This window comes from Blautia sp. AF32-4BH (assembly GCF_003460565.1).
GTDB lineage: Bacteria > Bacillota > Clostridia > Lachnospirales > Lachnospiraceae > Fusicatenibacter > Fusicatenibacter saccharivorans.
Window position 1 is genome coordinate 371292 of record NZ_QTVL01000001.1, and the last position, 24072, is coordinate 395363.

The following is a 24072-nucleotide window of genomic DNA, read 5'->3' on the forward strand; positions in this document are numbered from 1 at the left end:
ATGGAAAAATGGGATTTATATAATGCAAAACGGGAAAAGTCTGGAATAACAATGTGCCGTGGAGAAATCATACCCAAAGGGCTGTATCATTTATCTGTGAGTGTATGGATCGTCAACCAGCAGGGGCAGTATCTTTTATCACAGCGGCATCCGAAAAAGCAATACCCTCTTTATTGGGAATGTACGGGTGGTTCTGTATTTTCCGGGGAAACCAGCTTGCAAGGAGCAATCCGAGAGGTAAAAGAAGAATTAGGAATACTGCTTACTCCCGGAAGTGAAAAATTGATTTATCAGACCAGACGGGAAAATGTGCAGGATTTTTACGATGTTTGGCTGTTTCATAGGGATATAAAGATTGAAGAAATGCGTTTACAGGAAACAGAAGTTGTAGATGTTCAATGGGTAAGTTCAGATAAGTTATTTGAGATGTTTCGCCTGAAACAACTGCATCCCCTGATTACCTATGTAGATCAGTTAATAGGCTGAAAAAACGCCGGGCGCGGAGGTGTCAAAGCCTCTGCGCCCGGCGCTTCTTTTTTGTCCATTTTCCCGCATTTAGAACCCCGTTTTAAGGGGAACAGGATAACTTTATCCACCTGCCTGCCGACCATGCGGAAAAACCCTTGATTTCCGTGGACTTTTACCGCCTTAAATGCGTAGACAGGAGGTATCTTTTCCGCTGGCGTTCCGCCTCTTTTTTCCGGCGCACCTGCACCGCACAATCCGGGCAGTATTTGGCCCGGTTGGAGTTGGGCGTAAACGCCGCCCCGCAGACGGCGCAGCGTTTGATCTCGTCCCGGCCTTTGGTGATCTCGGCGCACAGGGCCGCGTCCAGCGGCAGGACGGCCACCTTGAACCACCGGCACAGCAGCGAATAGGAAATACTCTGCACACAGACACATTCCTCCCCATCGTCCAGCAGGAGGCAGTTCCCGTTACAGTAGTTGCAGCACTCATGGGTGAGCCTGCGGGCCTTGCGGTATTGGGGGTAACTCATTCTCGGTATGTTCATCGTTCCTGCGTATGCTCCTTTCCCGGCGCTGTCCGCAAAATGCTGTCTACATTCTGTTTGACAATGCCGTATTCTTTCAACTTCTGTTTCGCTTCGCTGTACTGTGCGGACAGCCGTTCCCGTTCTGCGTCCAGCTTTTTATACTCGGTTTTGAGGGCGTACAGGTTGGGGAGCTTTGTGACCCCGGCCTCTTTGAGCGCCTTTGCCGCCGCCTCATACAAGATCAGTTGGCTTTCATGCTGCCGCCGGAACGCGGCCTTGTCTTTGGTATTTCGCAGTTCCAGCGCCACAGGCCGGAGCTGCTTGTAGGCGGAGAGGTTTTTTATCAGCAGCGCCATATCCCCAAGGCGGCGTTCTGCGTCTTTCAAGGCGGAGGCCGCCGCGTCGTTTGCCGCGCTGATCTCGGCCAGCCTGCTTTCCAAGCCCTCGTAGCTGTCGATCTGGTGTTCTGTGATGAAGTTTAAGGAATTGGCGGCCTGCTTCAAGTTGTGCAGCTTCGCCCACCGCGCATAGCCCGCCGACTGCTGGGCCTTGATACTGTCCTCCAAGGCGATCCGCAGGGAGATTTCCCCGGTGCTTCTTCTGCGCGGCCCCCGGTCTATGGAAATGCCCTTGATTCGCTGGGTGATCCGTTCCTCGGTGTAATCCTCCCCCAAGGTCTTGCAGCGGGTGAAGCGTTCCTGTCCGGGGGCGCGGAATGAAATAAACTTGCCCTGTTTGACTTCATAGCCCTGCGCCTCCATGAGCCGCAGAAAACTATCAAAGTCTTTGGCCTGCGGAATGGCCGCGTCGATAGCAATTTTCAGTTTTGCTTTCCAGCTCTTGCCCTTTTTCTGTGCGTCCCACTCGGCGTAGGTCTTGCCCTTGTCCTTGCCGGGCTTTACCACAGACAGGCCGTGTTCCTTGCACAGCCGGTCGCTGGTGCGCCGGATAAAGGCATAGCTCTGGCGGTTGGAAATGTACTTGCGCTGGTTCGCCATATCCACGGCACAGAAAATGATGTGGTTATGCAGATGGCCCTTGTCAATGTGGGTGGTAATCACATAGGGGTATTTGCCTTGCAGCACTTCATCGGCAAGCTGCCGCCCGATCTCGTGGGCCTGCTCCGCCGTGGTTTCCCCCGGTTCAAAGGCTTGTATCAGGTGGTGGGCCAGATTGTTGCCCTTTTGGTACGCCTGATCTAACAGCATTTGAAATTCAATATCCGCCGTTTCATAGGAACAGCCATAGGAAGAAACGAACAGCTTTTCATCGGTCTTGTCCGGGTTCTCGATGTAGTCCAGCGCCTTTTTCAGCGTTGACTTGATAGGATGGATCTTTGTAACTGCCATATCTGTGCCAGCGCCCCCTTGATGTCCTCCAAGTCCTGCGCGTACACAGTCCCGGTACTGTTGATACGCCTTGCAATCTGGTTGATGTTGACGCCGATCTTTTGCAGCTCTGCGGTCTGCGCCCGGACGGGGCCGGTGTCGATATGGACGATATAGCCGTCAATCAGCATTTTCCGGGCGTAGGCAGAAAAGTTCTTTGTGCCAAGCTGGGCCATCTTCTGCTGGATCAGCGCCCGTTCCTCCGGCGTCACCGGGACGCGCAGCACAAACTTCCGTTTTCGGTTTGCCACTTTCGCACCTCCATTCATTCAGGGGTTTGGGGACTTCCCCAAGATACAAACGGGAAGCCGTTTGCCGGGAGTGTGGCTACACTCCCTATGCTTGCTGTCTTTGTTCTTCTTCCCCTAAAAAGCGTTCTGACCCCAAGGAAATACCCGCAAAATCCCGGTTTTTCCGAAAACCGCACAAAAAAAGAGAGGGCGCAGCCTTGCGTCCTCCCAAAAACAAAACAGAGGGTTGTCATGCACCCTCCGTTTCGTCATTCTTCTGTTGAATTTGAATGGCCCCGTCAATCGCGCCCTCGATGACCGGCAGAAATTCTTCCGGGCAGAGTTTCAGCTTGTGGCTGACCCGCTGCCGCTGTGCGCTTTCCTCCCGCATAATCTCCGGGTTAAAATACCGTTCCACGGGAAGCCCGCAGATTTTGATAAGCTGTATGATAACCGGCAGGCTGGGAATCGTGCCGTCATTTTCGATGTTGGCAAGATAGCGCCAGTCGATATTGACCTGTTCCGCCAGCGTCTTACGCGATAACTGCTTGACTTTCCGCGCCTCTTTTACATCTGCGCCGAAAGTTTCAAAGCCGGGACAATCTTTGATATTTGCCATATAGCACCACCCATTTACATTGTATATTTCATATTTTCTCAATGGAATGTTGCTATATGCAGTAAGATTAAACTTTATAATTCATATCCCGAAACATAGGCAGAGGAAATTATTGCCACCCCCCTTTTTGAAATATTGACAAGATACGCCTCTCGTGTTATACTGTTATACAAAACAGCATAACAGTTAAAACACACGGAGGATGCAGCAATGAAACTGATTATTTCAAATGTATCTGGCATCCCCATATACGAGCAGATTAAACAGCAGATCAAGGCGGCTATTTTATCTGGCGAGCTTCAAGCCGAAGAAACTTTGCCCTCCCTTAGAACACTTGCCAAAGACTTAAAGATCAGCGTCTTAACAGTGACAAAGGCATACACAGAATTAGAGCAAGAGGGCTTTGTTAAAAATGTGCAGGGGCGTGGATGTTTCGTAATGGGGTCTGGTTCAGAACTGATTAAGGAGCAGCTTATTTGCAAAGTAGAAAACAATCTCACCGAAGCAATAAAAGCTGCAAGAATGGCAAATCTATCCACAGAGGAATTACATCGCCTTTTGGACATTTTAACGGAGGTAAAAACAGATGACTAATTATTTAGAGGTAACGAATCTTTCAAAATCTTTTGATTCTTTTCAGCTTCACAATATCAGCTTTACTTTGCCAAAGGGATATATTATGGGCTTGATTGGCCCGAATGGTTCTGGCAAAACAACGACAATCAAACTGATTTTGAATATGCTCAAGCGCACCGGTGGCACAGTCAAAGTGATGGGGCTGGATAATATCGCAGAAGAACAAAAAGTAAAATCAGAGCTGGGCGTTGTTTTCGATACAAATTATTTCAGTGATGATTGGAAAGTGTCGCAGGTTGAAAAATCCATTTCGGTATTTTATCCAAATTGGGACAGCCAGAAATTTGCGGATATGTTACGGAAATTTCACATTGCACCAACCAAAAAGGTAAAAGAACTTTCCAAAGGTATGCAGATGAAGTTAATGCTTGCCTGTGCGTTTTCATACGACGCCAAGCTGCTGATCCTCGACGAGCCGACCAGTGGACTTGATCCGGTTTCCAGAGATGAACTTTTGAAAATTCTTTCAGAGTATATTGAAGATGGCGAGCATAGTGTTTTGTTCTCCACCCATATCACAGGCGATTTGGAGCGTGCAGCCGATTATATTACCTACATCAGTTATGGCGAGCTGTACTTTACTGGCAGCAAAGATGATTTTGTAGATATGTTCCGCATTGTAAAAGGTGGAATTGAGGAACTGTCCGATGATCTGAAAAATAAGGCGGCTGGTATTCGTACATTCCCTACGGGATTTGAGGCTCTGATGAAAACCGAAGATATTAGCGGTTTCCCTAACCTGACCGTTGATCCTGCCACCATTGATGAAATTGTAGTGTTTACAAGCAAGAAAGGTGACGATTATGAGTAATATTTTGAAATCCACAAAATTAGATATTGCATTGGTAAAACCATATTTTAAGACGATTTGCTTTACCCTGCTCCTGCCGATTGTGTTTGCCGCAATCAATCGTTCTTTGCTGACAGGGGTATCATTTGCTATGTGCTTTATTGCCATGACGACGGGATATACCTTTTCCATCACAGAAAAAAACAGCATGGATCGTCTGTTTGGTATTTTACCTGTTCGTAAAAGCGAGCTTGTGATCGGACGCTATGTTTTTGTCCTTGCAATGGGGCTTCTTTCCTTGATTATTTCTTTGATTGCACAGCCGCTTGTCTTGAAAGTGCTGGGTGAAACAGTTGGCGTATTTGATATTGTAACTGCCGCTATTGCAGGAGTATTCTTATTTGCACTCTATACCGTGTTCCAGATTCCGGGATATTACAAGTACGGCTCAATCAAAGGACGGGTATTTATGTATATTCCAGTGGCCGGTTTTTTGGTGACTTTACTTCTTCTCTCTAAAATGCCAGCTATCGGGAACTCAATTATTTCAGTCGTTGAATCTTCTCCGATACTTCTCGTTTTCCTTGCGGTTTTTGCTATTGTCGTGATGTATGCGGTTTCAATCTTCTTGTCCATTCGGGTTATGAAGAATAAGGAAATGTGAGGTGATTGTATGGATTTCACAATTTTGGCAGTTGTGCTTTTGATTGGTGTTGGCGTTCCTATCCGTAATAAACTCATACGGAAATATCGGGATAAGAAAAAGAATGATCGCAATTCGGAGTGAACAATATGGAGAAAACAGAGTTCATCCGCTGCCCAGTCTGCGGGAATAAAACACGCGACAAAATTCGGGAAGATACCGTACTTAAAAATTTTCCTCTCTTTTGTCCAAAATGTAAAAGTGAATGTCTAATCGACATTGAACAATTAGACTTACGATTAGCATTATGGGAATACCGTCGTTACTAATGACAGTATTCTGTTTGCTTTATGAGAAAATGCTCAATGCTGGAATGGGCAATAAATTTGAATTTGACAAGGAGATAATAATGATACCAATTTCTGATATTCTCATCCGCTCAATTAGTGGGTATGTGTTTATGGTTCCAGTCTTCGTACTGTATTTCTTGTGGCTCAAAAAATTGGGGAGAACACAAAGTTTTCTCCATACCGCTGCAGTGTTTGTTTTTGGTTATTATTTATTCGGACTTTTGACCGTCACAGGCATCGGCTTTACAAGCACAATGACCTTTCGCCCGAACATTTCTTGGACTCCATTTATCGGTATGATAACTGGGCCAATTGATACCATTCTGAATATTATTCTGTTTGTCCCGTTGGGATTTTTCCTGCCGCTGCTGTACAAGAAATATCATCACATGAAGACGGTTGCATTGACTGGCTTTCTGTTTTCTTTGGCTGTTGAAATTGTCCAGATGTTTGGCTGGGGTTCTTCCGACATCAATGACTTGATGACAAATACCGCTGGAGCCTGTATTGGATTTTTAGTTTATTGTCTGCTGTCAAGAATCTTGCCTGCCAATCTGAAAAAGCAACTTCAATCCAGCCGTGTCAATGCTGTGGCTGAAGTACTTCTCTTTGCTATTTGCACATTTGCCATTATGGTCACGGCTCAGACTTGGTTTGTCCATGATGTGCTGAATGTTCCATAAATTGTATCGGAAACAATCGGTCTCAGATATAAAAAAATAGTGTCTTCTGTTTGACACACCTGCAGACCGATTTTTCCGTATTGAACTTAGTCGCGTCAACGAAGCCACTACCTATGGAATTTCAATCTTTTCCTTCCTGTTATGCTTGGACAGATTGAATAATTCTCTTTGTGTTATATCTATTATTTTTAGGTAATAGTCCACAACGGCTTCTAACATGAAGGTACAAAAAATAAAAGTTGATCCTCAATCAACCCTATTATTGTACTCTTCAATTCATACTTTTCGATCTCAATGGTAGTATGGTTAGATAGACATCTGTTGCCGCTATCCCTTGGTAAGTTACCCGTTCAGCTTACCTACAAATTTAGAATACAATAAATGGCATCATTTGAACAGACTATATTTTTGGGATGAACTGTTCTACTATGAGAGCTTCGGTCTGTTTGCTGTGCTGATTCTGGTACAGTTGGCGGCCACCGGCGCAGCAGCGTTCCGCTTTTACTACAAACAAAGAAAAGGCTGAATAGAAAATAGGTATCATCAATCAAAAATATCATTGGAGGTATAACTTATGGAAAAAGAAACAATGGGAACTGTAATTTCAGTTACAAAACAATGGTGGTTAAAAGTGAATCGTAAACCTGCCCGCGTTCATGCGATGGATGGCGCAGCCTTTCCGCATACTATCAAGGTCAAATATACGATAGACGGCAAAGATTAACATCTGCCGAAAATGGATTGGCGCAGGAAACAAAGTCCCTGACAAGGGAACAACGATTAAAGTTATCTATTGTGAAGATAAGCCATCGAAAGCAAGAATTGAACTCTAATTCAAATTGACTGACTAACATGGTATGTTTTGGCCTTTGCGGCATGAAACATACCTACATATTCAAATATCTGCCTCCACAGCGGGGAAAAGAAAAAAACCGCTGACGGGCAGAGGATTTCGTGCGCTTTCCTGTATCACTGACGGATACGGCGGTTTTGAGTAGATCAAGGCCGCCGTTTCTTTTTGCTTCGACGACCCCTGCACCGTGTTCTGGCATGGCGGCTTTAGGAGGGAGCCGCCATGCAACGAAAACTACTTCGACAAAATCCGACAGGGGTTAGCCTGTCAAAAAAAGCCGTCCCCCGGCAGCGGGGACAAGCGGCTGCAAGTATGTACTATACCATGTAGGAAAAGAACATATTGCTTTTTGTTTCGCCCTGTGGGTCTTTGACCTGCCGGGCGAATTTTGTTGTTTCCTGCGGCCTGCTATCCGGCGCAAAAAGAAATTTCAAAAAAGTGAAAAAAGGAGGCGTTTAGCGGGCAGCCAGAGAGATTCCATTCGCTCTATTGGCGGAAAGGGAGAGAACCACCACATCCCCCATAGAAAGGGGGTGAGAAGATGGAAGCGATCCCCCGCAAATACGGTGAATGGAGCCAGTTTGACCGCTATTGCAAGCTGGTTCTGTACCATGAGGCGATAGATTATCTGCGGGAAATGAAGTGCCGCCGCGACCGTGAAGTGTCGCTGGACGCTGTTTCCCCGGCTGATTGGGACAAGCTCTCGACCGTAGATCGGTATTCCTGCGACAGCTTTACATTCAGTTCGCATGGCTATGACCTACATATCGACAACGAGCTTGTGGCCGAAGCGTTTGCCAGCCTGCCAAAAGACGAGCAGAGTATTTTGATTCTCCGCTTTGTTCTGGATTTGACTGACGAAGAAATCGGCCGCCTGATGGGAATGTCCCGCAGCGCAGTACAGCGCCACAGGACAAGCACCCTGAAAGACTTGCGTATAAAATTGATGGCGTTCATGCCGGAGGGAGGTTAAACGCGGATGAAGCAATCCAGTTACAAGGGCAAAAGCCCTCTGCCTGATTTTGTGATCGACGCGGCCTGCGCCGGTAACGCCGAAGCCGTGGAGCGTGTCTTGCAGCATTACGACGGCTATATCAATAAGCTGTGTACCCGGACGCTCTATGACGGCAGCGGCCAGCCTCATATCTGCATTGACGAGTATATGAAGCGCCGATTGCAAATCAAGCTGATCCATTCCATCGTTAGTCCCATTGGCGACTGACGGTTAAGGCCCCGGCCATAGACAGGCGGCTTTCCCTTTCCCCGCCTGCCTGTTTTCCCGGCGGCCCCTTTGCTCCTTGACAAATACGCCCGCAGGACAATGGCGGCGCGTCATAGGGCAGACGGATACATTCTGTCTGTGCCGAGCCGGGCGGCAGGTGCGCCAAGAGGCTTTCCCTCATTGGGATAAGCGGAGCGATTTTACCGGGCCGTAAAGCAGGTGTGGCAGCCTGCGGGCGACGACGCGCAGGCAGGACAATGATACGCCCTTGTCGTCGTAGTCCGAGCGTTTGAAGCGTCGCAGGCAACGAGCAGGGCCGCGTGAGAACCACGCGGGGGTGAGATTCCCGTGGAGCTGTGCCAGCAGCCGTCCGTTACTTTCTGCCCACTTTCACAACAATAACCTTTGTTTTGAAAAGAAAGGGGGCCATGTTATGAGTAATAACGATGTGCCTATTTGGGAAAAATACACGCTCACCATTGAGGAAGCGTCTAAATATTTTCGGATCGGGGAAAACAAACTGCGTCGGCTTGCCGAGGAAACCCCCACCGCTGGCTGGGTGATCTTAAACGGCAACCGCATCCAGATCAAACGGAAGCAGTTTGAAAAAATTATTGATTCCCTTGACACAATATAGTGAAAAAGGGCCTTGCGCGTGTTATAATAGGTTATAAGCGTGTCAAGGCTCTTTCCGTCATGGAAAGGAGCATGACGAAATGCCAAGAAAAGAACGAGATGAAAAAAGACGGGACAACAAAGGCCGCCTTTTGAAGTCTGGAGAGAGCCAGCGATCAGATGGAAGATACGCTTACAAATACATTGACACCTTTGGAGAACCCCAGTTTGTTTACTCATGGAAGTTAGTACCCACCGACAAAGTACCTGCCGGGAAGCGGCCCTGTCTTTCCCTGCGCGAGAAGATCAAGCAGATACAGAAAGACCTTGACGACGGGATCGACACCATCGGCAAGAAAATGACCGTGTGCCAGCTTTATGAAAAGTACATCCGGCAGCGCGGGAATGTGCGGAAAGGAACCCAAAAGAGCCGCCAGCAGTTGATGAAACTTCTGTCCGAAGATAAGCTGGGCGCGGCCAGCATTGACAGCGTGAAGCTGTCCGACGCGAAAGAATGGGCCTTGCGTATGCAGGAAAAGGGCGTTGCCTACAACACCATCTGCAACAGCAAGCGTTCCTTAAAAGCCATCTTTTATATGGCCGTACAGGACGACTGCCTCCGCAAGAATCCCTTTGACTTCCAGATCAATGAGGTTATCAACGACGATACCGTACCAAAGGTGCCGCTTACCCCTACACAGGAAAACGAGCTTTTGGACTTCATGCAGAACGATCCCGTCTATGCCAAGTATTATGACGAGGTGGTGATCCTGCTGGAAACCGGGCTTCGTATTTCCGAACTCTGCGGCCTGACTCCCGCCGACCTGAATTTTGAAAAGCGCTTTGTGAATGTAGACCACCAGCTTTTGAGAAGCACCGAGGACGGCTACTATATCGAAGCGCCAAAAACAGAAAGCGGATTCCGTCAAGTGCCCATGAGCGCAGCCGCCTATGAAGCGTTTGAGCGCGTGTTAAAGAAGCGCAGGGACGGCAGGTGCATTGAGGTTGACGGTTATAAGGACTTCCTGTTCCTGAACCGGGATGGCCTGCCCAAAACCGCCGTCAACTATGACGCCATGTTCAAGTGCCTTGCCAAGAAGTACAACAAGTGTCACAAGGAGCCTCTGCCCGATATAATGACGCCGCACACCATGCGGCATACATTCTGTACCAGAATGGCAAACGCGGGCATGAACCCCAAGGCATTGCAGTACATCATGGGACACGCCAACATCGTAATGACGCTGAACTATTATGCCCACGCTACTTTCCATTCCGCACAGGAGGAAATGGAACGGCTGCAAGCCAAGGCAAAACCCACCGCAGAGGTCAAGCCGGAGCCTACGGCACAAAGCGCCGAGGAAACCAAGGCGGCATAAGTAGTACGCAGAATTTACTACTGCTTTTACTACTTTTGAGAGCGAAAACATGAGGGGTAATAAAAAGATTTGTGAGGTTCTTCCGATATGAAAAGTGCCGGAAAAGCCCGGAATAACGGGCTATACCGGCATATAAGAACATCTAAAGAGATAATTAGAAATCTATTAAATGATTCTTTTATAAAAGATATGATAGATTTTAACCGTTCCGGTGCTTTTTTCAGTCGTTCCAGATTTTCCTGCTCTGAGCTGATTAAACAGTTGCCTGGCATCTGCAGATCAAAGACAGCCGACAGGTTTGCACCGCTGCGGGAAAGTGCCTGACTTAGGCTGACAAAAGAATTTCCGCTTTTTCCATTGTTAGAAGTCATGACGACAAAAGTATAGCAGTCAGGATTGACCGTTAACTTCAATAAAAATTCTTTTACAATCCATGGCAGATCGCTCATGTAGGTAGGAAAGACAAAACCGATTATATCGTTTTTGCAGAAAAAATTGCTTTCTGTTTTATAATATTCTCAACAGGCTGATTCAGCTCTTTTCCAATTTCTTTTGCAGCCCAAAGCGAATTACCAGTTCCGGTAAAATAAAAAATCATAAGTTTTTCCCTCTCTTTTTGAAGTTTATGACGGAGAAAATATTTTTATCCGTTTGCTTTATATTATTTTAAAACTATGATGTTGGGGTCAAAAGCCCCTCTATAGTACCTTGAAAAGTTCATATATTTTGTAGTAAATACAAGCCTAAATGGTTTACTTGCTGTATAATAGAGATATCTTAGTAGGAAAGAAGGCAATCTCTATGTCATTCAAAGAAAATACTTACCAGCAAATGTCATTTACAGATAGTTTTTCTGGATTAACTGCCAGAGAACAAAAAGCATTGGAAAAATCCTGGGCAAAAGTCTTTGCCGATGAAATATTTCCTGCCATTGATGAAAAGCGTTTTTCTGTCTTATACAGCGATAAGGCATCCAGACCGAATACTCCGGTCAACGTGATTGTTGGTGCGCTCATTATCAAAGAGCTTTTTGATTATTCCGATGACGAGATGGTCGAAAATCTTATGCTGGATTTTCGAATTCAGTACGCACTGCACACAACAAGTTTTGAAGAACAGCCTTTGAGTGACAAGACCTTAAGCCGTTTCCGCAAGAGGTGCTATGATTATGAAACACTTCACAACAAGGATCTTTACCATGATTGTGTGAAAGATTTAAGTGCTTCCATTGCAAAACTGATGGGAATCAGCGGTAAAGTCAGACGTATGGATTCCATGATGATCGAATCCAACGTCCGCAGGCTCAGCCGAATGGAACTGATATACACCTGCATTGTAAAGCTGGCGATGTATGTGAATAAAATCAATGGTTCCGTTCTGTCTGACGATTTAAAACATTATATCGATCCTAACGATTTTAACAGAGTGATTTATCATCAGCGCAGTACCGATGCAGATGAGCGCATGAAGCAACTCTTAACGGATGCGGATAAACTTCTTGCCCTGTGTGAGTCTGATTACAATGATTCAACAGAGTATGATCTGTTTGTCAGATGCCTGTCAGAACAGACCATTGTTGAAAATGAAAACCGAAGACTCCGCACGAAAGAAGACGGCGGCATGAAATCAACCATGCTGCAGAATCCTTCTGACCCTGAAGCGACATTCCGGAATAAAGCAGGAAAAGAGCATCGAGGATATGCTGCTAATCTTGAAGAATCCGTTGGAGCCGATGGTTCTGTTGTAACAGAGTACCAGTATGAGCAAAACAACCATAGTGACAGTCAGTTTATCCAGGAGCACCTTGCGCAGATGGATAACCAGGAAGAACGGACTGTTATAGTCACGGATGGAGCATATAGTGGAACAGAAAACACACAACTTGCAGCTCATAAAAACGTAGAACTGATTACCACAAGTCTGACGGGGAAACCGGCTCCGTATATCCTTGCTGATTTTGAATTCAACGAAGAGGGAACAAAAGTCCTCCGATGTCCAGCCGGCCATGCACCGAAAAGCTGTTCTTATATGAAACCAAGCAATCAGTGTGCCGTTTCCTCTCTGCATGAGCAGTGTGCCAACTGTCCGTAGCAGGATCAATGCAAGCCGAAGATCTTTAAGAAGGTTGCAAAAATAGTAACATCCAAAGCAGCGCATGAACGTGCGAAAATCCAACGGAACATGAATAGCAAAGAATTCAAAAATTATGCAAGGCTGCGTAATGGAGTGGAAACTGTTCCATCGAATATACGCAAGAATTACCACTTGGAAAAGATACCTCGTGGGAAACAGCGGGGCAAGTTCTTTTTCGGTTCCAAGATAGCAGCATTGAATTTCAGAAAACTCTTTATAGAAATAGAGGACAAAGTTATTTATGGTTTTGCCCCCAACATCAAAACTATTGTAGTATAACATAGAAAGAAAAACTTACGGTAAACGACGCAGATAAATCAATTTTTATATATTGTACGAGGAGCACGAATATGGAAAAAGAAACCGTCATTTTGACTTGCAGTTCGCTGGAACGTTATGTGAAACGGGCACAGGAGAAGATGCATACCAATTATCCGATTATAGTCATTGATCGGATCTATCACGTAGAGCCGGCGACTATGAAAACGGTGATCTGGCAGGAACTGGAAAAAAGAAAAAGGAAGCCGGATACGATTCTGGCTGCCATGGGATTTTGCGGAGGAGTTTGGGACCAGGTGCGGGCACAGGTAAGGACTGTGATTCCAAGAGTAGATGATTGTGTGTCCCTGCTTTTAGCCACAGATGACCGGTACATCCCCAACCGCAAGGAGAGCGGGCATCTGTATCTTTATGAGGATGAGCCCGAAAAATTTTCTGTGTTATCACTATTGAAAGATTATCGGAAAGCATCCAAGGAATTTCAGGGACTAGATGAAGAAACGTTGTTCCACATGTGGTTTGACCAGTATTATTTTCTGGATATCATTGATACCGGGTATAATGATTGTTATGAACTTGCGTATGCGGAGCAGGCGCAGAAAAATGCAGATATGATTCATGCAGCGTTGGACTATGTGCAGGGAAGTAACCGAATCCTGGAAAAACTGGTGTCGGGAGAATGGGATGAGCAGTTTCTGGTAGCTGAACCCGGGCATTTGATCCGGCATGGGGATTTTTTCTGAGTGGAAAAGGATGTTCCAGCCCAGAGATCTGGCATTTTTGGAAGGTCTTGTACTATTTTTATGTAAAATGGAAAGATGCTGAGAAATTAGTTTGGCATTGACAGATCAGCAAATCTGTGATATTGTCCAACTATGCATAGAGCATATTTGAAAAATGCTTTTCGAAGACGCTTTAAAGCATGAATAGAAAAAAGAAAGAACATGAACGTGTAAAGGTGAGGGAATGTATCTGAAATAATTTAAGCTGGAAAACACAATTGTATTTTGGTAAGACCTGTTTGAAACGGGTTATTTTGTGTACGCTTAAATTAGATACTTAGACGATTCGTTATGTTCCGACACCAGTGCCATGCACGCTGTGTCTGTTTAGGATGCGGGTCTGTTTTGCGTACGCAAAGCGGGCTCGCTTTTTAAATACTCTAGGCAGAATTTTTTATGCCGTGAGAAAAAGAAAAACAGGCAGAAGGGAGTTTTTATGGCACAGATCAATGTCAGTAATCTAACCTTTGGGTATGAAGGAAGTTATGATACAATCTTTGAAAATGTATCGTTTTCAATCGACACCAGCTGGAAGCTTGGTTTTGTGGGAAGAAACGGAAAGGGAAAGACAACGTTTCTTCAGTTACTCCTGGGAAAATACGAATACCAGGGAGCGATCACCCGATCGGTTGTCTTCGATTATTTTCCGTATCCGGTGAAACAAAAAGATCTGGAACGGACAGCAGCGGAGCTGATGGAAGACTGGAAAGCGGGAGTAGAGAGCTGGAGAGTTCTTTGTGAATTGGAAAAAGTGGATATGGACGCAGAACTTTTGTACAGACCATTTGGTACGTTAAGCTTTGGGGAGCGGACCAGGGTCATGCTTGCAGTCCTTTTTTCCGGTGAAAATGATTTTCTGCTGATCGATGAACCCACCAACCATTTGGATCAGGACGCCAGAGAGATTATCAAAAAATATCTGGCGTCAAAAAAAGGATTTATTCTGGTATCCCACGACAGGGATCTGCTGGACGCCTGTATCGATCATGTGCTGGTTTTAAACCGGGCCTCGATCGAAGTGCAGAGCGGCAATTTTTCCAGCTGGTGGGAAAATAAGGAAAAAGCAGACAACTTCGCCAGAATGGAACATGAAAAACATGTAAAAGAAATTGGAAAACTAAAGGCAGCCGCCGACCGTTCTTCGCGCTGGGCAGAAAAAATGAAAATACCAAGATTGGGTATGATCCAGCCAAAGAACATGACAGATCGATATCGACACGATCGTATATCGGAGCAAAGACGAAGAAAATGCAGTCGCGCGTCAAAGCGTACGAGGAGAGAATGGACCGGGAGATCGAGAAAAAGGAAGGGCTGTTAAAAGATATCGAAACGGTAAAAGATTTAAAGATTATGCCGCTTTCCCATTACAAAGAACGGCTGATCGAATGCAGGGATTTTTCCTTAAAATATCGGGATGGAAAAGAACATGTGATCACCGGATTGAATTTTGAACTGAAACAAGGAGACCGTGTTTTTCTGAAAGGAAAAAATGGCTGTGGAAAATCCAGCCTGATCAAGTATATTCTGACGCAGAACCTGCAAAATTCTTCCAATGGCGGAATCGAAAAGCGGAAAATTACGATGTCCGGATGCGAAAATCTTTCCGGCGAAAATATAATGGCAACGGGTACCTGTTCGATTGCCTCAAATCTCGTTATTTCCTATATCAACCAGGATACCTCGCATCTGTCCGGAACGCTGAAAGAATTTGCCAAAAAGCAGGAAATTGATGAGCCAATGCTCCTTTCCATGTTGCGCAGCCTGGATCTGGACAGAGAACAGTTTGTAAAAAACATGGAGGAATTTTCCGAGGGACAGAAGAAAAAAGTATTGATTGCTGCCAGCCTTTTAACACCTGCGTATCTCTATCTGTGGGATGAACCGCTGAATTATATTGATGTATTTTCACGGATGCAGATTGAGAAACTGATTGCGCAGTTCCAGCCAACGATGCTGATCGTGGAGCATGATGCAAGGTTTGCCAAAAAGCTGGCAACGAAAGTGGTAGAGCTTTGACCAGAAGAATAAACGGAAAGGTTACGACTGAAAAAAAACGAGACTTCTTATGGAGGTCTCGTTTTGCTATGATTAAAAATAGTAAAAAAAGGAGGAATTCACATTATGACAAAAAGAAAAATAATGCTGCTTACGGTTTGCTTTGCTATTTTTGCTATATCGCTTCTGCTATCCAGACAGTTTTTTAAAAGCGCTGGAAAAAGGAATATGGATGTTCCGGCAGCGGGATCTGAACAGATAGAGGATTCAAAGGATACAGAAGAAAAAAGAAACACAGAAGAAATGACAGAGCTGGAAGAAACAGAAAGAACAGCAGCATCAGAAGGGGCAGCAGAACCGGAAAAAGTATATAGTAACGGCTATTCCGGCGGAGGAGAAACGCTGGCGCTGATCCTGGGGAAAAAGCCGGAACTGTTTACTGCAGCGCTCATGTGCAGCTCCAAATGGGATGGAGCATATGAACCGGTGACAGAGGCAAAAACACCGGTCTGTTTTGTGATTGGCGAAAGTGATGAATATTATGGATCAGAACCGTTTAAAGAAGCGTATCAGATTTTATATGAGCTGTATGCAGAGCAGGGTTTAGCAAAATCCGAAATAGACAATTTGCTGGTACTGGATATAAAAGAGAAAAATTACTTTGCAGGAACGAAAGTGACTTATCAGCACGGAGGCGGTTATCTGTTCTGTCGGGATGAAAAAATTATGGGATGGCTGTTTGGACATTAAGAGTCATGGAAAAATATATTGCAAAATTCCAAAGAAGTCTATGGTATGATAGTAGAGCGCGTTTGAAAAATCATTTCCGCATTCTGTGCGTTCCATTTTGCGGTATGTTTCACTCTTTTGCCGGCATGATGGCAGCAAAAAGATAAAATAAAAAAGGAGTCGACATGGAAAGAAAAAATCGTGGCATCTTAAAAAACAAGTTGTTTTTGTATCTGACAGAATTTTTTTCAGGAATGTCTGTGATGGCGGTAGAACTTGGTGCGAGCAGGCTTCTGGCACCATATTTTAGTTCTTCACAGATTGTATGGACGATCATCATAGGAACCATCATGATCGCTATGGCACTGGGAAATATCTATGGAGGCAGAACGGCGGACAAGTCACCCAATCCGGACAAGCTTTATGGCCGTATCATCGTAGCTGCTTTATGGATTGCGTTGATCCCTGTGGTTGGAAAATATATCATTGTTGGCATTTCTGCGGTTCTGATTTTTTCTGTAAATAACAATTTTCTGATCCTGGCTGCGTTTGTGGCCTGTATGGTAATTTTTGTGTTCCCATTGTTTTTACTGGGCACGGTAACTCCGTCACTGGTCAAATATTCGGTGAGCAATCTGGATGATAACGGAAAAACGGTGGGAACACTGGGAGCATTCAATACGATCGGCAGCATTATTGGTACCTTTGTGCCGACGTTTGTTACGATCCCTGCGGTTGGAACATCGATCACTTTTCTGATCTTTGCGGGAATTTTACTTGCGTTATCCATCGTGTATTTTGTGATGGAAAAAGCAGGGAAAAAGAAAGTGATTGCATCGGTACTTATTTTCGCGTTCTGCTGTGGAACAGGTTATTCCGATTCCTTCGCATTCTGGGAAAACAACCTGACATATGAGGGAGAGTCTGTATACAACTATCTTCAGGTGTACGAAAATGATAAGAGAGTAGCATTGTCTACCAATGTTCTGTTTGGCGTACAGTCTGTCTATATGAAGCAGGATGAACTGACCGGAATGTACTATGATTATGCGATGGCGGCGCCGCTTATGATCAAAGACAAGCCGACAGATCAGATGGATGTGCTGATCCTTGGCATGGGTACGGGAACCTACGCCACACAGTGTAAGAAATATTTTGGGAACATGAACATTGAGGGTGTAGAGATTGATGAAAAGATCACGGATCTCTCGCGGAAATATTTTTCACTTTCCGAGGATATTCCGGTGACTACTTACGATGGAAGAGCGTTTTTAAATGCATCGCAGAAAACGTATGATGTGATTATGGTCGATGCATATCAGGATATCACAATTCCATTCCAGATGTCCTCCAAAGAGTTCTTTGAACTGGTCAAATCACATCTGAAGGACGATGGCGTTATGGTGGTAAACATGAATATGCGTGGAATGAAGGAAGGAAACATCAATCAGTACCTTTCGGATACGATTGGAAGTGTCTTTGATACAGCGGTTACAGTGGATGTGGCAGGATCGTCCAACCGGGAACTCTTTGCGTCGGACGATTCGGACATCGTAAAGAATCTGACGAAACATACGGGGGAACTTACAAACGTAAACCTGAAAAATATGATGCAGGAAGTTACGTCAAATCTTACAGAATATCAGAAAGGAAATTATATCCTCACAGATGACCAGGCACCGGTGGAGCTGCTTGGCATGCAGGTGATCGATGAGCTGATCAAGGATGAAGTCCAATACTATAAAGATATCTATAAAGAGCAGGGAATCAAAGGACTGATCGAGTCTCTCTGAGCTCTGGAAAAAACATAAATCATGGGAATGAGAAAGAGGAACAGATACACCATCACAGTTTTAAAAAAAAGTTGTACGAAATAACATGGTTATGTTAGCAAATGATATACAGAAAAAATGGTTATAAAGGAGAACTAAAAATATGAAGCTACAATCTATTTTTGACCAGACAGATTTTGTACATGCAAGCGGTACAAAAGAAGAATTGCAGGTTGCAAACTATTTAAAGGAGCAGTGTGAAACATTAGGAGTCCCGGCAAAACTGGAAGGTTTCCGCGTTGCGATGGGCGAAATCGAAGAGGCACATTTGTATGCAGACGGGATGGAAATTTCATGCAAAGCTCTCACATGCTGCGGAAGCGGAAGTGTCGAAGGCGAACTCTACTATATGCCGGGAACCGATCCGGTTTCCGTTGCCGGTGCAAAAGATAAAATTGTGCTGATGGATACGCAGGGAATCGGATTTTTTGCGTACCAGGATTTGATGAAAGCAGGCGCGAAAGCGATTCTGTTCCAATATGGAAACAGCTATTACCCACATACAGACATTGATCAGAGAGATCTTCGGGAAGCCGTTGTCGGAGAGGAAAAGAAAGTGCTCTGCGCTATGATTCACTCCGCACAGGCAGTAGAACTTGTGAAAAATAAAGTAAAACAGATCCGTCTGGAAATCCGGCAGAAGGAATACGATGGAGAATCCCATAATGTGATTGCAGAATTGCCGGGAAAAAGAGAAGAATGGATCGTTTTAAGCGCGCATTATGATACGACATCGCTTTCGCATGGTGCATATGACAACATGAGCGGATGCGCAGGGCTTCTTGGAATCATGGAGCAGATGAAAGGGAAAGAGCTGAATTATGGTCTTCGGTTTGTATTCTGCGGAAGCGAAGAAAGAGGACTTTTAGGATCGAAAGCGTATGTCAGAGATCATGAAAAAGAACTGAGACAAACAGTACTGAACATCAATCTGGACATGATCGGAACGTATATGGGAAAATTTATCGCCTGTGTATCGGCAGAAGAAAAGCTTACCCATTACATCAGCTATATGGCTGCAGAAGTTGGATTTCCAATTGCGGCAGAAAACGGCGTCTATTCCAGTGATTCCACACCATTTGCCGATCATGGGGTTCCGGCTGTTTCGTTTGCGCGTATTGCCAACGGAAATGTCGCCCCGATTCACTGCCGCTACGATGTCAAAGATGTGATGTCGATGGAGCAGCTGCAAAAAGATATTGATTTCCTGACAGTATTTACCGGAAGATTCGCAAACGCAGCGGTCTGCCCGGTGGCAAGAGAAATACCGGAAACGATTCGGAAACAATTGGATGAATATTTGTTTCGCAAGAGAAAAGAAGCCTGATATACTTCGATCACGGATATGAGCAGCGAGACGAATTGCAAATAGGAAAAAGAACGACAGTGGCAGGAGAGAGAAACCATGAAAAAAATAGAACTGGTAGAAATCAGGCAGGTAAACGATGCCCTTGCAGAAATGGTTGCGCTGTTTCGAGTAGAACTGCGTTCCTATAAAGGAATTGCATCAAAACCGAACGTGGAAGACGGACGGGAAGAAATGAAGGAATACCTTTTAGCAGGATTTCCAGTGTTTGCCGCCACGGTGCATGGCGAATACGCAGGTTATGTTGTCTGTCGTATTGAGAGCGAGGTGGTGTGGGTGGAATCCATCTTTGTCAGAGAAGAGTACCGCCGGCAGGGAGTTGCTGCCGCACTGCATGGCAAGGCAGAAGAAATTGCAGCTTCTTATGGAAACGATACGGTTTACAACTATGTCCATCCCAATAACCACAGGATGATTGAATTTTTGAGAAAGCGTGGTTACACCGTTCTGAATCTAATTGAGATCCGTAAACCGTATCTGAATGAAAAACTGACGCAGACGATTACGGTTGGGGAACATGAATTTGATTATTGAGGGAGTCATTTTTATCCCACAATTCCAGAAAAGCCCGAAGTTCAGACGGAAGGCGCCCCTTGCGCCAGGCAAGCAGGATTTCGGTTGTAAGGTCTGCATCTGTGATGGTGCAGGCCTTTAATTTATGGGTAAGATTCAGCATGGAGGCCGGCAGAAGAGCGATGCCAAGGCCTTTTTCTGCCATTGTCATTGCCGTGCGGGCGTCCTCGCAGGTGAGATAGATATCGCAGAACAGACCTGCCTGCTCGAAAGCGGAGAGCATGTATTTCCGGTAGCGGTTCGACAGAATCAGCGGCTGCTCGGCAAGTTCTGTAAGCGAAAGGGTTTCACGCCCGGCAAAAAGCGGGTGAGAAGGGAGTGCCATGGCGGTGATGCTCTCTTTTAAAAGGGTCTTCGTCTCACAGCCATTTAAAACGATTGGCGTACGGAGCGTGGTGAGATCCACCATGTGATTTTCGAGCTGGTCTTTTAAAGCAAAGGTAGAACCCTCGTGGACATCGAAATGGATGTGCGGGTATTTCCGGGAAAATCGCAGGAGATAGTCGGCGAGCAGTGAAACGGTGGATGGCGTCATGCCGATGTGGAGTGTCGCAGACTGACTGGATTTTACGACTTCGCGCCTGGTGAGATCCGCAAACATCAGAAGCGTTCCTGCCTGTTCATACAGTGTTTTTCCTGCCTCGGTCAGAGTGATTTTCTTTGTGCCGCGGATGAGAAGAGGCACCTGAAGCTCTTCCTCCAGCATTTTGATCTGATAACTTAACGGCGGCTGTGTCATATGCAGCACCCGTGCCGCCCCGCTGATGGTTCCCGCGTCCACGATGGCGCGGAAGTATTCGAGTTGTCGAAGTTCCATAAAAATCCTCCTGAAAAAACTATATAAAAATTATTTAATATCAATATAAAAACAATAATTTACATATAGAATACGCCATGCTATACTGAAAAGCAAGTGAAAAAGAAGGGAATGAGGGAACAAATGAAACGAATTGATTTCGAACATGGAACCGTAACCGGAAACATCCTCGGGGCAGCGCTCCCAATGCTGGTTGCTCAGATTTTGAGTCTGCTGTACAATATTGTAGACCGCGTCTACATCGCGCGGATCCCGGAGGTAGGAACGGCGGCACTCGGTGCAGTCGGTCTGTGCTTTCCGCTGATCGTTATCATCACAGCATTCAGCAACTTGTTTGGAAGCGGCGGCGCTCCGCTGTTTTCGATTGAGCGTGGAAAGAATGATCAAAAAAAGGCGGAACGTATTATGAATACGTCGTATTCCATGGTATGTGTCTGTGCTGTCATACTGATGGTGATCGGCTTTTTGTTTGCCCGTCCACTGCTGTCACTGTTCGGTGCATCGGCAGATGCGATGGTATACGCGTATCCTTATATGATGATTTATCTGATCGGAACTTTGCCGTCAATGGTGGCAACCGGCATGAACCCGTTCATCAACGCGCAGGGCTACTCGACCGTTGGCATGCTTTCCGTCACGATCGGAGCGGTCGCAAACCTGCTGCTTGACCCGCTGTTTATCTTTGTGTTTGGCTTTGGTGTGCAGGGGGCTGCGATTGCAACTGTGATTTCCCAGACACTTTCCGCAGTGTTCGTTCTGTATTTCCTGACCCGGAAATCGGAACTGAAAGTGCGCTTTGTGCGGAAAGATGAAATTTCTGAGTGTGCAGGCTATGCGAAAAATATTGTCAGTCTCGGTACCGCCGGATTTATCATGCAGCTGACCAACAGCCTTGTCACGATCTGCTGCAACAATGTACTTTCTGTGACCGGCGGTGATATTTACATCTCTGTTATGACGATCGTATCGAGCGTGCGTCAGCTCGTCGAGACACCGATCTATGCAATGAATGAGGGAACTTCTCCAATTTTGAGCTATAATTACGGTGCACGCCGTCCGGCCCGCGTGCGCAAGGCGATGTGTGTCATGAGTGCGATGATCCTCGGCTATACCGCAGTGATGTGGAGCGTGATTGTTCTGGCGCCGCATGCGCTGATCGGTATTTTCAGTTCGGATGCGGTACTGACCGCAGATGCGGTTCCGGCTCTGAAGCAGTACTTTGCAGCATTCATTTTCATGGATCTGCAGTACATTGGACAGACCGTATTCAAATCTCTGAATAAAAAGAAACAGGCGATCTTTTTCTCCCTGCTCCGAAAAGTCTTCATTGTTGTACCGCTCACCTATCTGATGCCGTACGTACTCCACATGGGAACGGACGGTGTATTCCTTGCCGAACCGGTATCAAACGTAATCGGCGGAAGTCTCTGCTTTATCACCATGCTGATTCTGGTTCTGCCGGAATTGAAGCGAATGGAGCAGCAGAAGTAATAGTTTTGAAAAGTTTTTGGAAAAAGTACAGGAAGATATTTACCGAAACCGTTTCGGCAGATATCTTTCTGTTTTTGTTGCGATACATACGATAAAAAGGGTTAGATTCCCCTTTTTCGCTGCGCTGCATTCGAAGAGAGCTGCCGGTGGCAGTTTCTGCAGGTGAAAAAATTATAAAGTATAGCTAAAAACTATTTTGTTGTATCGAAGATAAGTATTTGATCTTTCCGGAAATTCACGCTACACTGGAAACAGAAAAAACAAAAGAACAGGAGAGGGTTTTTATGGAAGAAAACAAAATGGGAACGATCCCGGTCAGCCGTCTGGTGATTTCCATGGCGCTGCCGCTGATGCTGTCACTTCTGATTAATTCGCTTTACAACTTCGTAGATTCCGTGTTCGTTGCGCGGGTTTCTGAGGATGCACTGACGGCAATTTCCCTGGCGGCTCCGATGCAGCTCATTGTATCATCGCTCGGTCTTGGAAATGCGGTCGGCCTGAACGCCGTCATTTCCCGGGCACTTGGAGAAAAGAATCAGAAAAAGGTAAAAGATGCAGCGAGCGCCGCGCTTTTTCTTGCATTCTGCTCGTGGATTTTAAACAGTATTTTATGTATCGCATTTGCCCGGATCTATTTTGAAAGTCAGTCCGGCGGCAATGAAGCCATCGCAGCGTATGGCATCCAATACTTAAGTATCTGTATGATCGCGTCTCTCGGCCAGATGGGACAGTGGGTCTTTGACCGGTTTGTTATGGCAAGCGGAAAAGCGCACCTTTTTATTTTTACACTTTCCGCCGCATCGCTGACAAATCTGATTCTCGATCCGATCTTTATTTTCGGCTGGTTCGGCCTTCCGCGGATGGAGACGGCCGGAGCTGCGCTGGCAACCGTCATCGGCCAGTTTGTGGGCTGTCTTGCCGGAATGATGATTAATAAAAAGTGGAACCCGGAAATCCCGTTTGCCTTTACGCTGAAACCGGACTGGGTGAGTGTGCGTGAGATCATAAAAGTCGGTTTTCCGTCCACGCTGGTACAGATTCTGACCTCGGTTGTCAACATGGCGATGAATGCGATTATTATTACCTTTTCTTCGACGGCAGTTGCTGCTTTTGGTGTGTGCACAAAGATTCAGAATATTACAACCGTCGGTGTTCACGGTATCACAAACGGTCTGATTCCGATTGTAGCGTACAATTACGGCGCAAAGCAAAAAGAAAGAATCCGTCAGTCGATCCGGTACGGCATTCTTTACGGCGGCGGACTGTTTCTTATCTTTTTTGCCGTGCTGGAATTCTGTCCTGGCGTTGTACTGAAACTTTTTGATGCCTCGGACAATCTGATGCGCATCGGAGTTCCGGCGCTCCGCATTCTGGCAGTGGCCTATCTGCTTTCGATTCCAGGCCTGATCTATCAGGCGGCGTTGCAGGGACTTTCCCTTGGAAAAGAAAGTATGTACATATCCATGACACGCCAGGCGATTCTGCCGCTGGTGTTTGCATTTCTTCTCAAAGGATCTGGAAACCTGAATCTGATATGGGGCGCCTTTGTCCTGGCTGAGCTCTGCGGCATCCCGCTTGCAGCAGCTCTCTGGAAACGGAAAGGGGAAAAGCAGATTCAGTTTTAAGTATAGAAAAGAAAAACAAAAAGGCTGTTCTTTGCGAAAGGCAGCCTT

General features: G+C 45.8%; 27 protein-coding genes and 1 pseudogene. 21 read left to right on the forward strand and 7 right to left on the reverse strand.

The annotated features are described in order from the left end of the window. Nucleotides 1-486 carry an NUDIX hydrolase gene (locus tag DWZ44_RS01755; RefSeq protein ID WP_233104350.1) on the forward strand — a complete coding sequence of 162 codons (486 nt, stop codon included), beginning with the start codon at nt 1-3 and terminating at the stop codon, nt 484-486. Nucleotides 487-640: 154 nt separating this feature from the next. Here the strand turns inward: DWZ44_RS01755 and DWZ44_RS01760 are convergent, their stop codons facing one another. The 4 genes from DWZ44_RS01760 to DWZ44_RS01775 all read right to left on the reverse strand — a co-directional run bounded on the left by DWZ44_RS01760 (nt 641) and on the right by DWZ44_RS01775 (nt 3231). Beyond that, nucleotides 641-1012 (reverse strand): cysteine-rich VLP domain-containing protein, encoded by a 372-nt coding sequence (locus DWZ44_RS01760; RefSeq protein ID WP_112115380.1) that lies wholly within the window; start codon nt 1010-1012, stop codon nt 641-643. Beyond that, on the reverse strand, nt 1009-2343 hold the full coding sequence (locus tag DWZ44_RS01765; protein WP_071441249.1) for a relaxase/mobilization nuclease domain-containing protein: 1335 nt from the start codon (nt 2341-2343) through the stop codon (nt 1009-1011). The genes DWZ44_RS01760 and DWZ44_RS01765 overlap by 4 nt, the downstream gene beginning before the upstream one ends. After that, entirely contained in the window at nt 2304-2633 is a 330-nt protein-coding gene (locus DWZ44_RS01770; RefSeq protein WP_002566656.1) for a plasmid mobilization protein, read from the reverse strand. The genes DWZ44_RS01765 and DWZ44_RS01770 overlap by 40 nt, the downstream gene beginning before the upstream one ends. A 229-nt stretch (nt 2634-2862) precedes the next feature. After that, nucleotides 2863-3231 (reverse strand): helix-turn-helix domain-containing protein, encoded by a 369-nt coding sequence (locus tag DWZ44_RS01775; RefSeq protein ID WP_102289599.1) that lies wholly within the window; start codon nt 3229-3231, stop codon nt 2863-2865. Nucleotides 3232-3441: 210 nt separating this feature from the next. Between DWZ44_RS01775 and DWZ44_RS01780 the strand changes: the two genes are divergently transcribed. From DWZ44_RS01780 to DWZ44_RS01830, 11 genes are all read left to right on the forward strand, one after another. Next, nucleotides 3442-3825, forward strand: a complete 384-nt coding sequence (locus DWZ44_RS01780; protein ID WP_015564335.1) for a GntR family transcriptional regulator — start codon at nt 3442-3444, stop codon at nt 3823-3825. Next, entirely contained in the window at nt 3818-4678 is an 861-nt protein-coding gene (locus tag DWZ44_RS01785; RefSeq protein ID WP_004611597.1) for an ABC transporter ATP-binding protein, read from the forward strand. The genes DWZ44_RS01780 and DWZ44_RS01785 overlap by 8 nt, the downstream gene beginning before the upstream one ends. Then, nucleotides 4671-5321 (forward strand): ABC-2 transporter permease, encoded by a 651-nt coding sequence (locus DWZ44_RS01790; protein WP_015542934.1) that lies wholly within the window; start codon nt 4671-4673, stop codon nt 5319-5321. The genes DWZ44_RS01785 and DWZ44_RS01790 overlap by 8 nt, the downstream gene beginning before the upstream one ends. A 128-nt stretch (nt 5322-5449) precedes the next feature. Then, nucleotides 5450-5629, forward strand: coding sequence for a cysteine-rich KTR domain-containing protein (locus DWZ44_RS01795; protein WP_074021989.1), 180 nt, complete (start codon nt 5450-5452; stop codon nt 5627-5629). Between the two features lie 80 nt (nt 5630-5709). Beyond that, nucleotides 5710-6333 carry a VanZ family protein gene (locus tag DWZ44_RS01800; RefSeq protein ID WP_025580950.1) on the forward strand — a complete coding sequence of 208 codons (624 nt, stop codon included), beginning with the start codon at nt 5710-5712 and terminating at the stop codon, nt 6331-6333. 391 nt (nt 6334-6724) lie between these two features. After that, nucleotides 6725-6859, forward strand: a complete 135-nt coding sequence (locus tag DWZ44_RS18960; RefSeq protein ID WP_256186109.1) for a hypothetical protein — start codon at nt 6725-6727, stop codon at nt 6857-6859. A gap of 48 nt (nt 6860-6907) precedes the next feature. After that, on the forward strand, nt 6908-7057 hold the full coding sequence (locus DWZ44_RS18570; protein WP_243002018.1) for a hypothetical protein: 150 nt from the start codon (nt 6908-6910) through the stop codon (nt 7055-7057). Between the two features lie 670 nt (nt 7058-7727). Beyond that, a complete protein-coding gene (locus DWZ44_RS01810) occupies nt 7728-8159 on the forward strand; it encodes a sigma-70 family RNA polymerase sigma factor (RefSeq protein ID WP_055201460.1) in 432 nt (143 codons plus the stop codon). A 6-nt stretch (nt 8160-8165) separates the two neighbouring features. Further along, entirely contained in the window at nt 8166-8408 is a 243-nt protein-coding gene (locus tag DWZ44_RS01815; protein ID WP_004611627.1) for a helix-turn-helix domain-containing protein, read from the forward strand. Between the two features lie 433 nt (nt 8409-8841). Beyond that, nucleotides 8842-9045: an excisionase gene (locus DWZ44_RS01825; protein WP_069424004.1), complete on the forward strand. Its 204-nt coding sequence runs from the start codon at nt 8842-8844 to the stop codon at nt 9043-9045. A 79-nt stretch (nt 9046-9124) separates the two neighbouring features. Continuing rightward, nucleotides 9125-10402, forward strand: coding sequence for a tyrosine-type recombinase/integrase (locus tag DWZ44_RS01830; protein ID WP_117804091.1), 1278 nt, complete (start codon nt 9125-9127; stop codon nt 10400-10402). A 472-nt stretch (nt 10403-10874) separates the two neighbouring features. Here the strand turns inward: DWZ44_RS01830 and DWZ44_RS18965 are convergent, their stop codons facing one another. Then, a complete protein-coding gene (locus DWZ44_RS18965; RefSeq protein ID WP_256359687.1) occupies nt 10875-11000 on the reverse strand; it encodes a hypothetical protein in 126 nt (41 codons plus the stop codon). A 203-nt stretch (nt 11001-11203) separates the two neighbouring features. Here DWZ44_RS18965 and DWZ44_RS18575 point away from each other — a divergent pair, with 203 nt between their 5' ends. The 4 genes and pseudogenes from DWZ44_RS18575 to DWZ44_RS18580 all read left to right on the forward strand — a co-directional run bounded on the left by DWZ44_RS18575 (nt 11204) and on the right by DWZ44_RS18580 (nt 16341). Beyond that, on the forward strand, nt 11204-12493 hold the full coding sequence (locus DWZ44_RS18575; RefSeq protein WP_242991097.1) for a transposase: 1290 nt from the start codon (nt 11204-11206) through the stop codon (nt 12491-12493). A 392-nt stretch (nt 12494-12885) separates the two neighbouring features. Further along, nucleotides 12886-13557, forward strand: coding sequence for a DUF1638 domain-containing protein (locus tag DWZ44_RS01850; RefSeq protein ID WP_055227877.1), 672 nt, complete (start codon nt 12886-12888; stop codon nt 13555-13557). Between the two features lie 475 nt (nt 13558-14032). Next, nucleotides 14033-15612, forward strand: a pseudogene (locus DWZ44_RS19425) (ATP-binding cassette domain-containing protein). 105 nt (nt 15613-15717) lie between these two features. After that, nucleotides 15718-16341 carry a prolyl oligopeptidase family serine peptidase gene (locus DWZ44_RS18580; protein ID WP_117804094.1) on the forward strand — a complete coding sequence of 208 codons (624 nt, stop codon included), beginning with the start codon at nt 15718-15720 and terminating at the stop codon, nt 16339-16341. Nucleotides 16342-16379: 38 nt separating this feature from the next. Here the strand turns inward: DWZ44_RS18580 and DWZ44_RS19430 are convergent, their stop codons facing one another. After that, the gene (locus tag DWZ44_RS19430; protein WP_442857707.1) at nt 16380-16454 is read right to left on the reverse strand and encodes a DUF6783 domain-containing protein; all 75 of its coding nucleotides are present in this window, start codon (nt 16452-16454) and stop codon (nt 16380-16382) included. A 51-nt stretch (nt 16455-16505) separates the two neighbouring features. On the opposite strand from DWZ44_RS19430, the gene DWZ44_RS01865 reads away from it, so the two are divergent. The 3 genes from DWZ44_RS01865 to DWZ44_RS01875 all read left to right on the forward strand — a co-directional run bounded on the left by DWZ44_RS01865 (nt 16506) and on the right by DWZ44_RS01875 (nt 20052). After that, a complete protein-coding gene (locus tag DWZ44_RS01865) occupies nt 16506-18113 on the forward strand; it encodes a spermidine synthase (protein WP_117804095.1) in 1608 nt (535 codons plus the stop codon). A gap of 142 nt (nt 18114-18255) precedes the next feature. Then, complete coding sequence (locus DWZ44_RS01870) at nt 18256-19479, forward strand: M28 family metallopeptidase (RefSeq protein ID WP_117804096.1); 1224 nt, start codon at nt 18256-18258, stop codon at nt 19477-19479. Nucleotides 19480-19557: 78 nt separating this feature from the next. Continuing rightward, nucleotides 19558-20052, forward strand: a complete 495-nt coding sequence (locus DWZ44_RS01875) for a GNAT family N-acetyltransferase (RefSeq protein ID WP_117804097.1) — start codon at nt 19558-19560, stop codon at nt 20050-20052. On the opposite strand, the gene DWZ44_RS01880 is transcribed toward DWZ44_RS01875, so the two are convergent. After that, nucleotides 20021-20908: a LysR family transcriptional regulator gene (locus tag DWZ44_RS01880; RefSeq protein WP_117804098.1), complete on the reverse strand. Its 888-nt coding sequence runs from the start codon at nt 20906-20908 to the stop codon at nt 20021-20023. The two genes, DWZ44_RS01875 and DWZ44_RS01880, sit on opposite strands and share 32 nt — an antisense overlap. 123 nt (nt 20909-21031) lie before the next feature. On the opposite strand from DWZ44_RS01880, the gene DWZ44_RS01885 reads away from it, so the two are divergent. Next, nucleotides 21032-22399, forward strand: a complete 1368-nt coding sequence (locus DWZ44_RS01885; protein ID WP_055227883.1) for an MATE family efflux transporter — start codon at nt 21032-21034, stop codon at nt 22397-22399. Between the two features lie 284 nt (nt 22400-22683). Then, the gene (locus DWZ44_RS01890; protein WP_117804170.1) at nt 22684-24024 is read left to right on the forward strand and encodes an MATE family efflux transporter; all 1341 of its coding nucleotides are present in this window, start codon (nt 22684-22686) and stop codon (nt 24022-24024) included. The last annotated feature ends 48 nt before the right edge of the window (nt 24025-24072 follow it).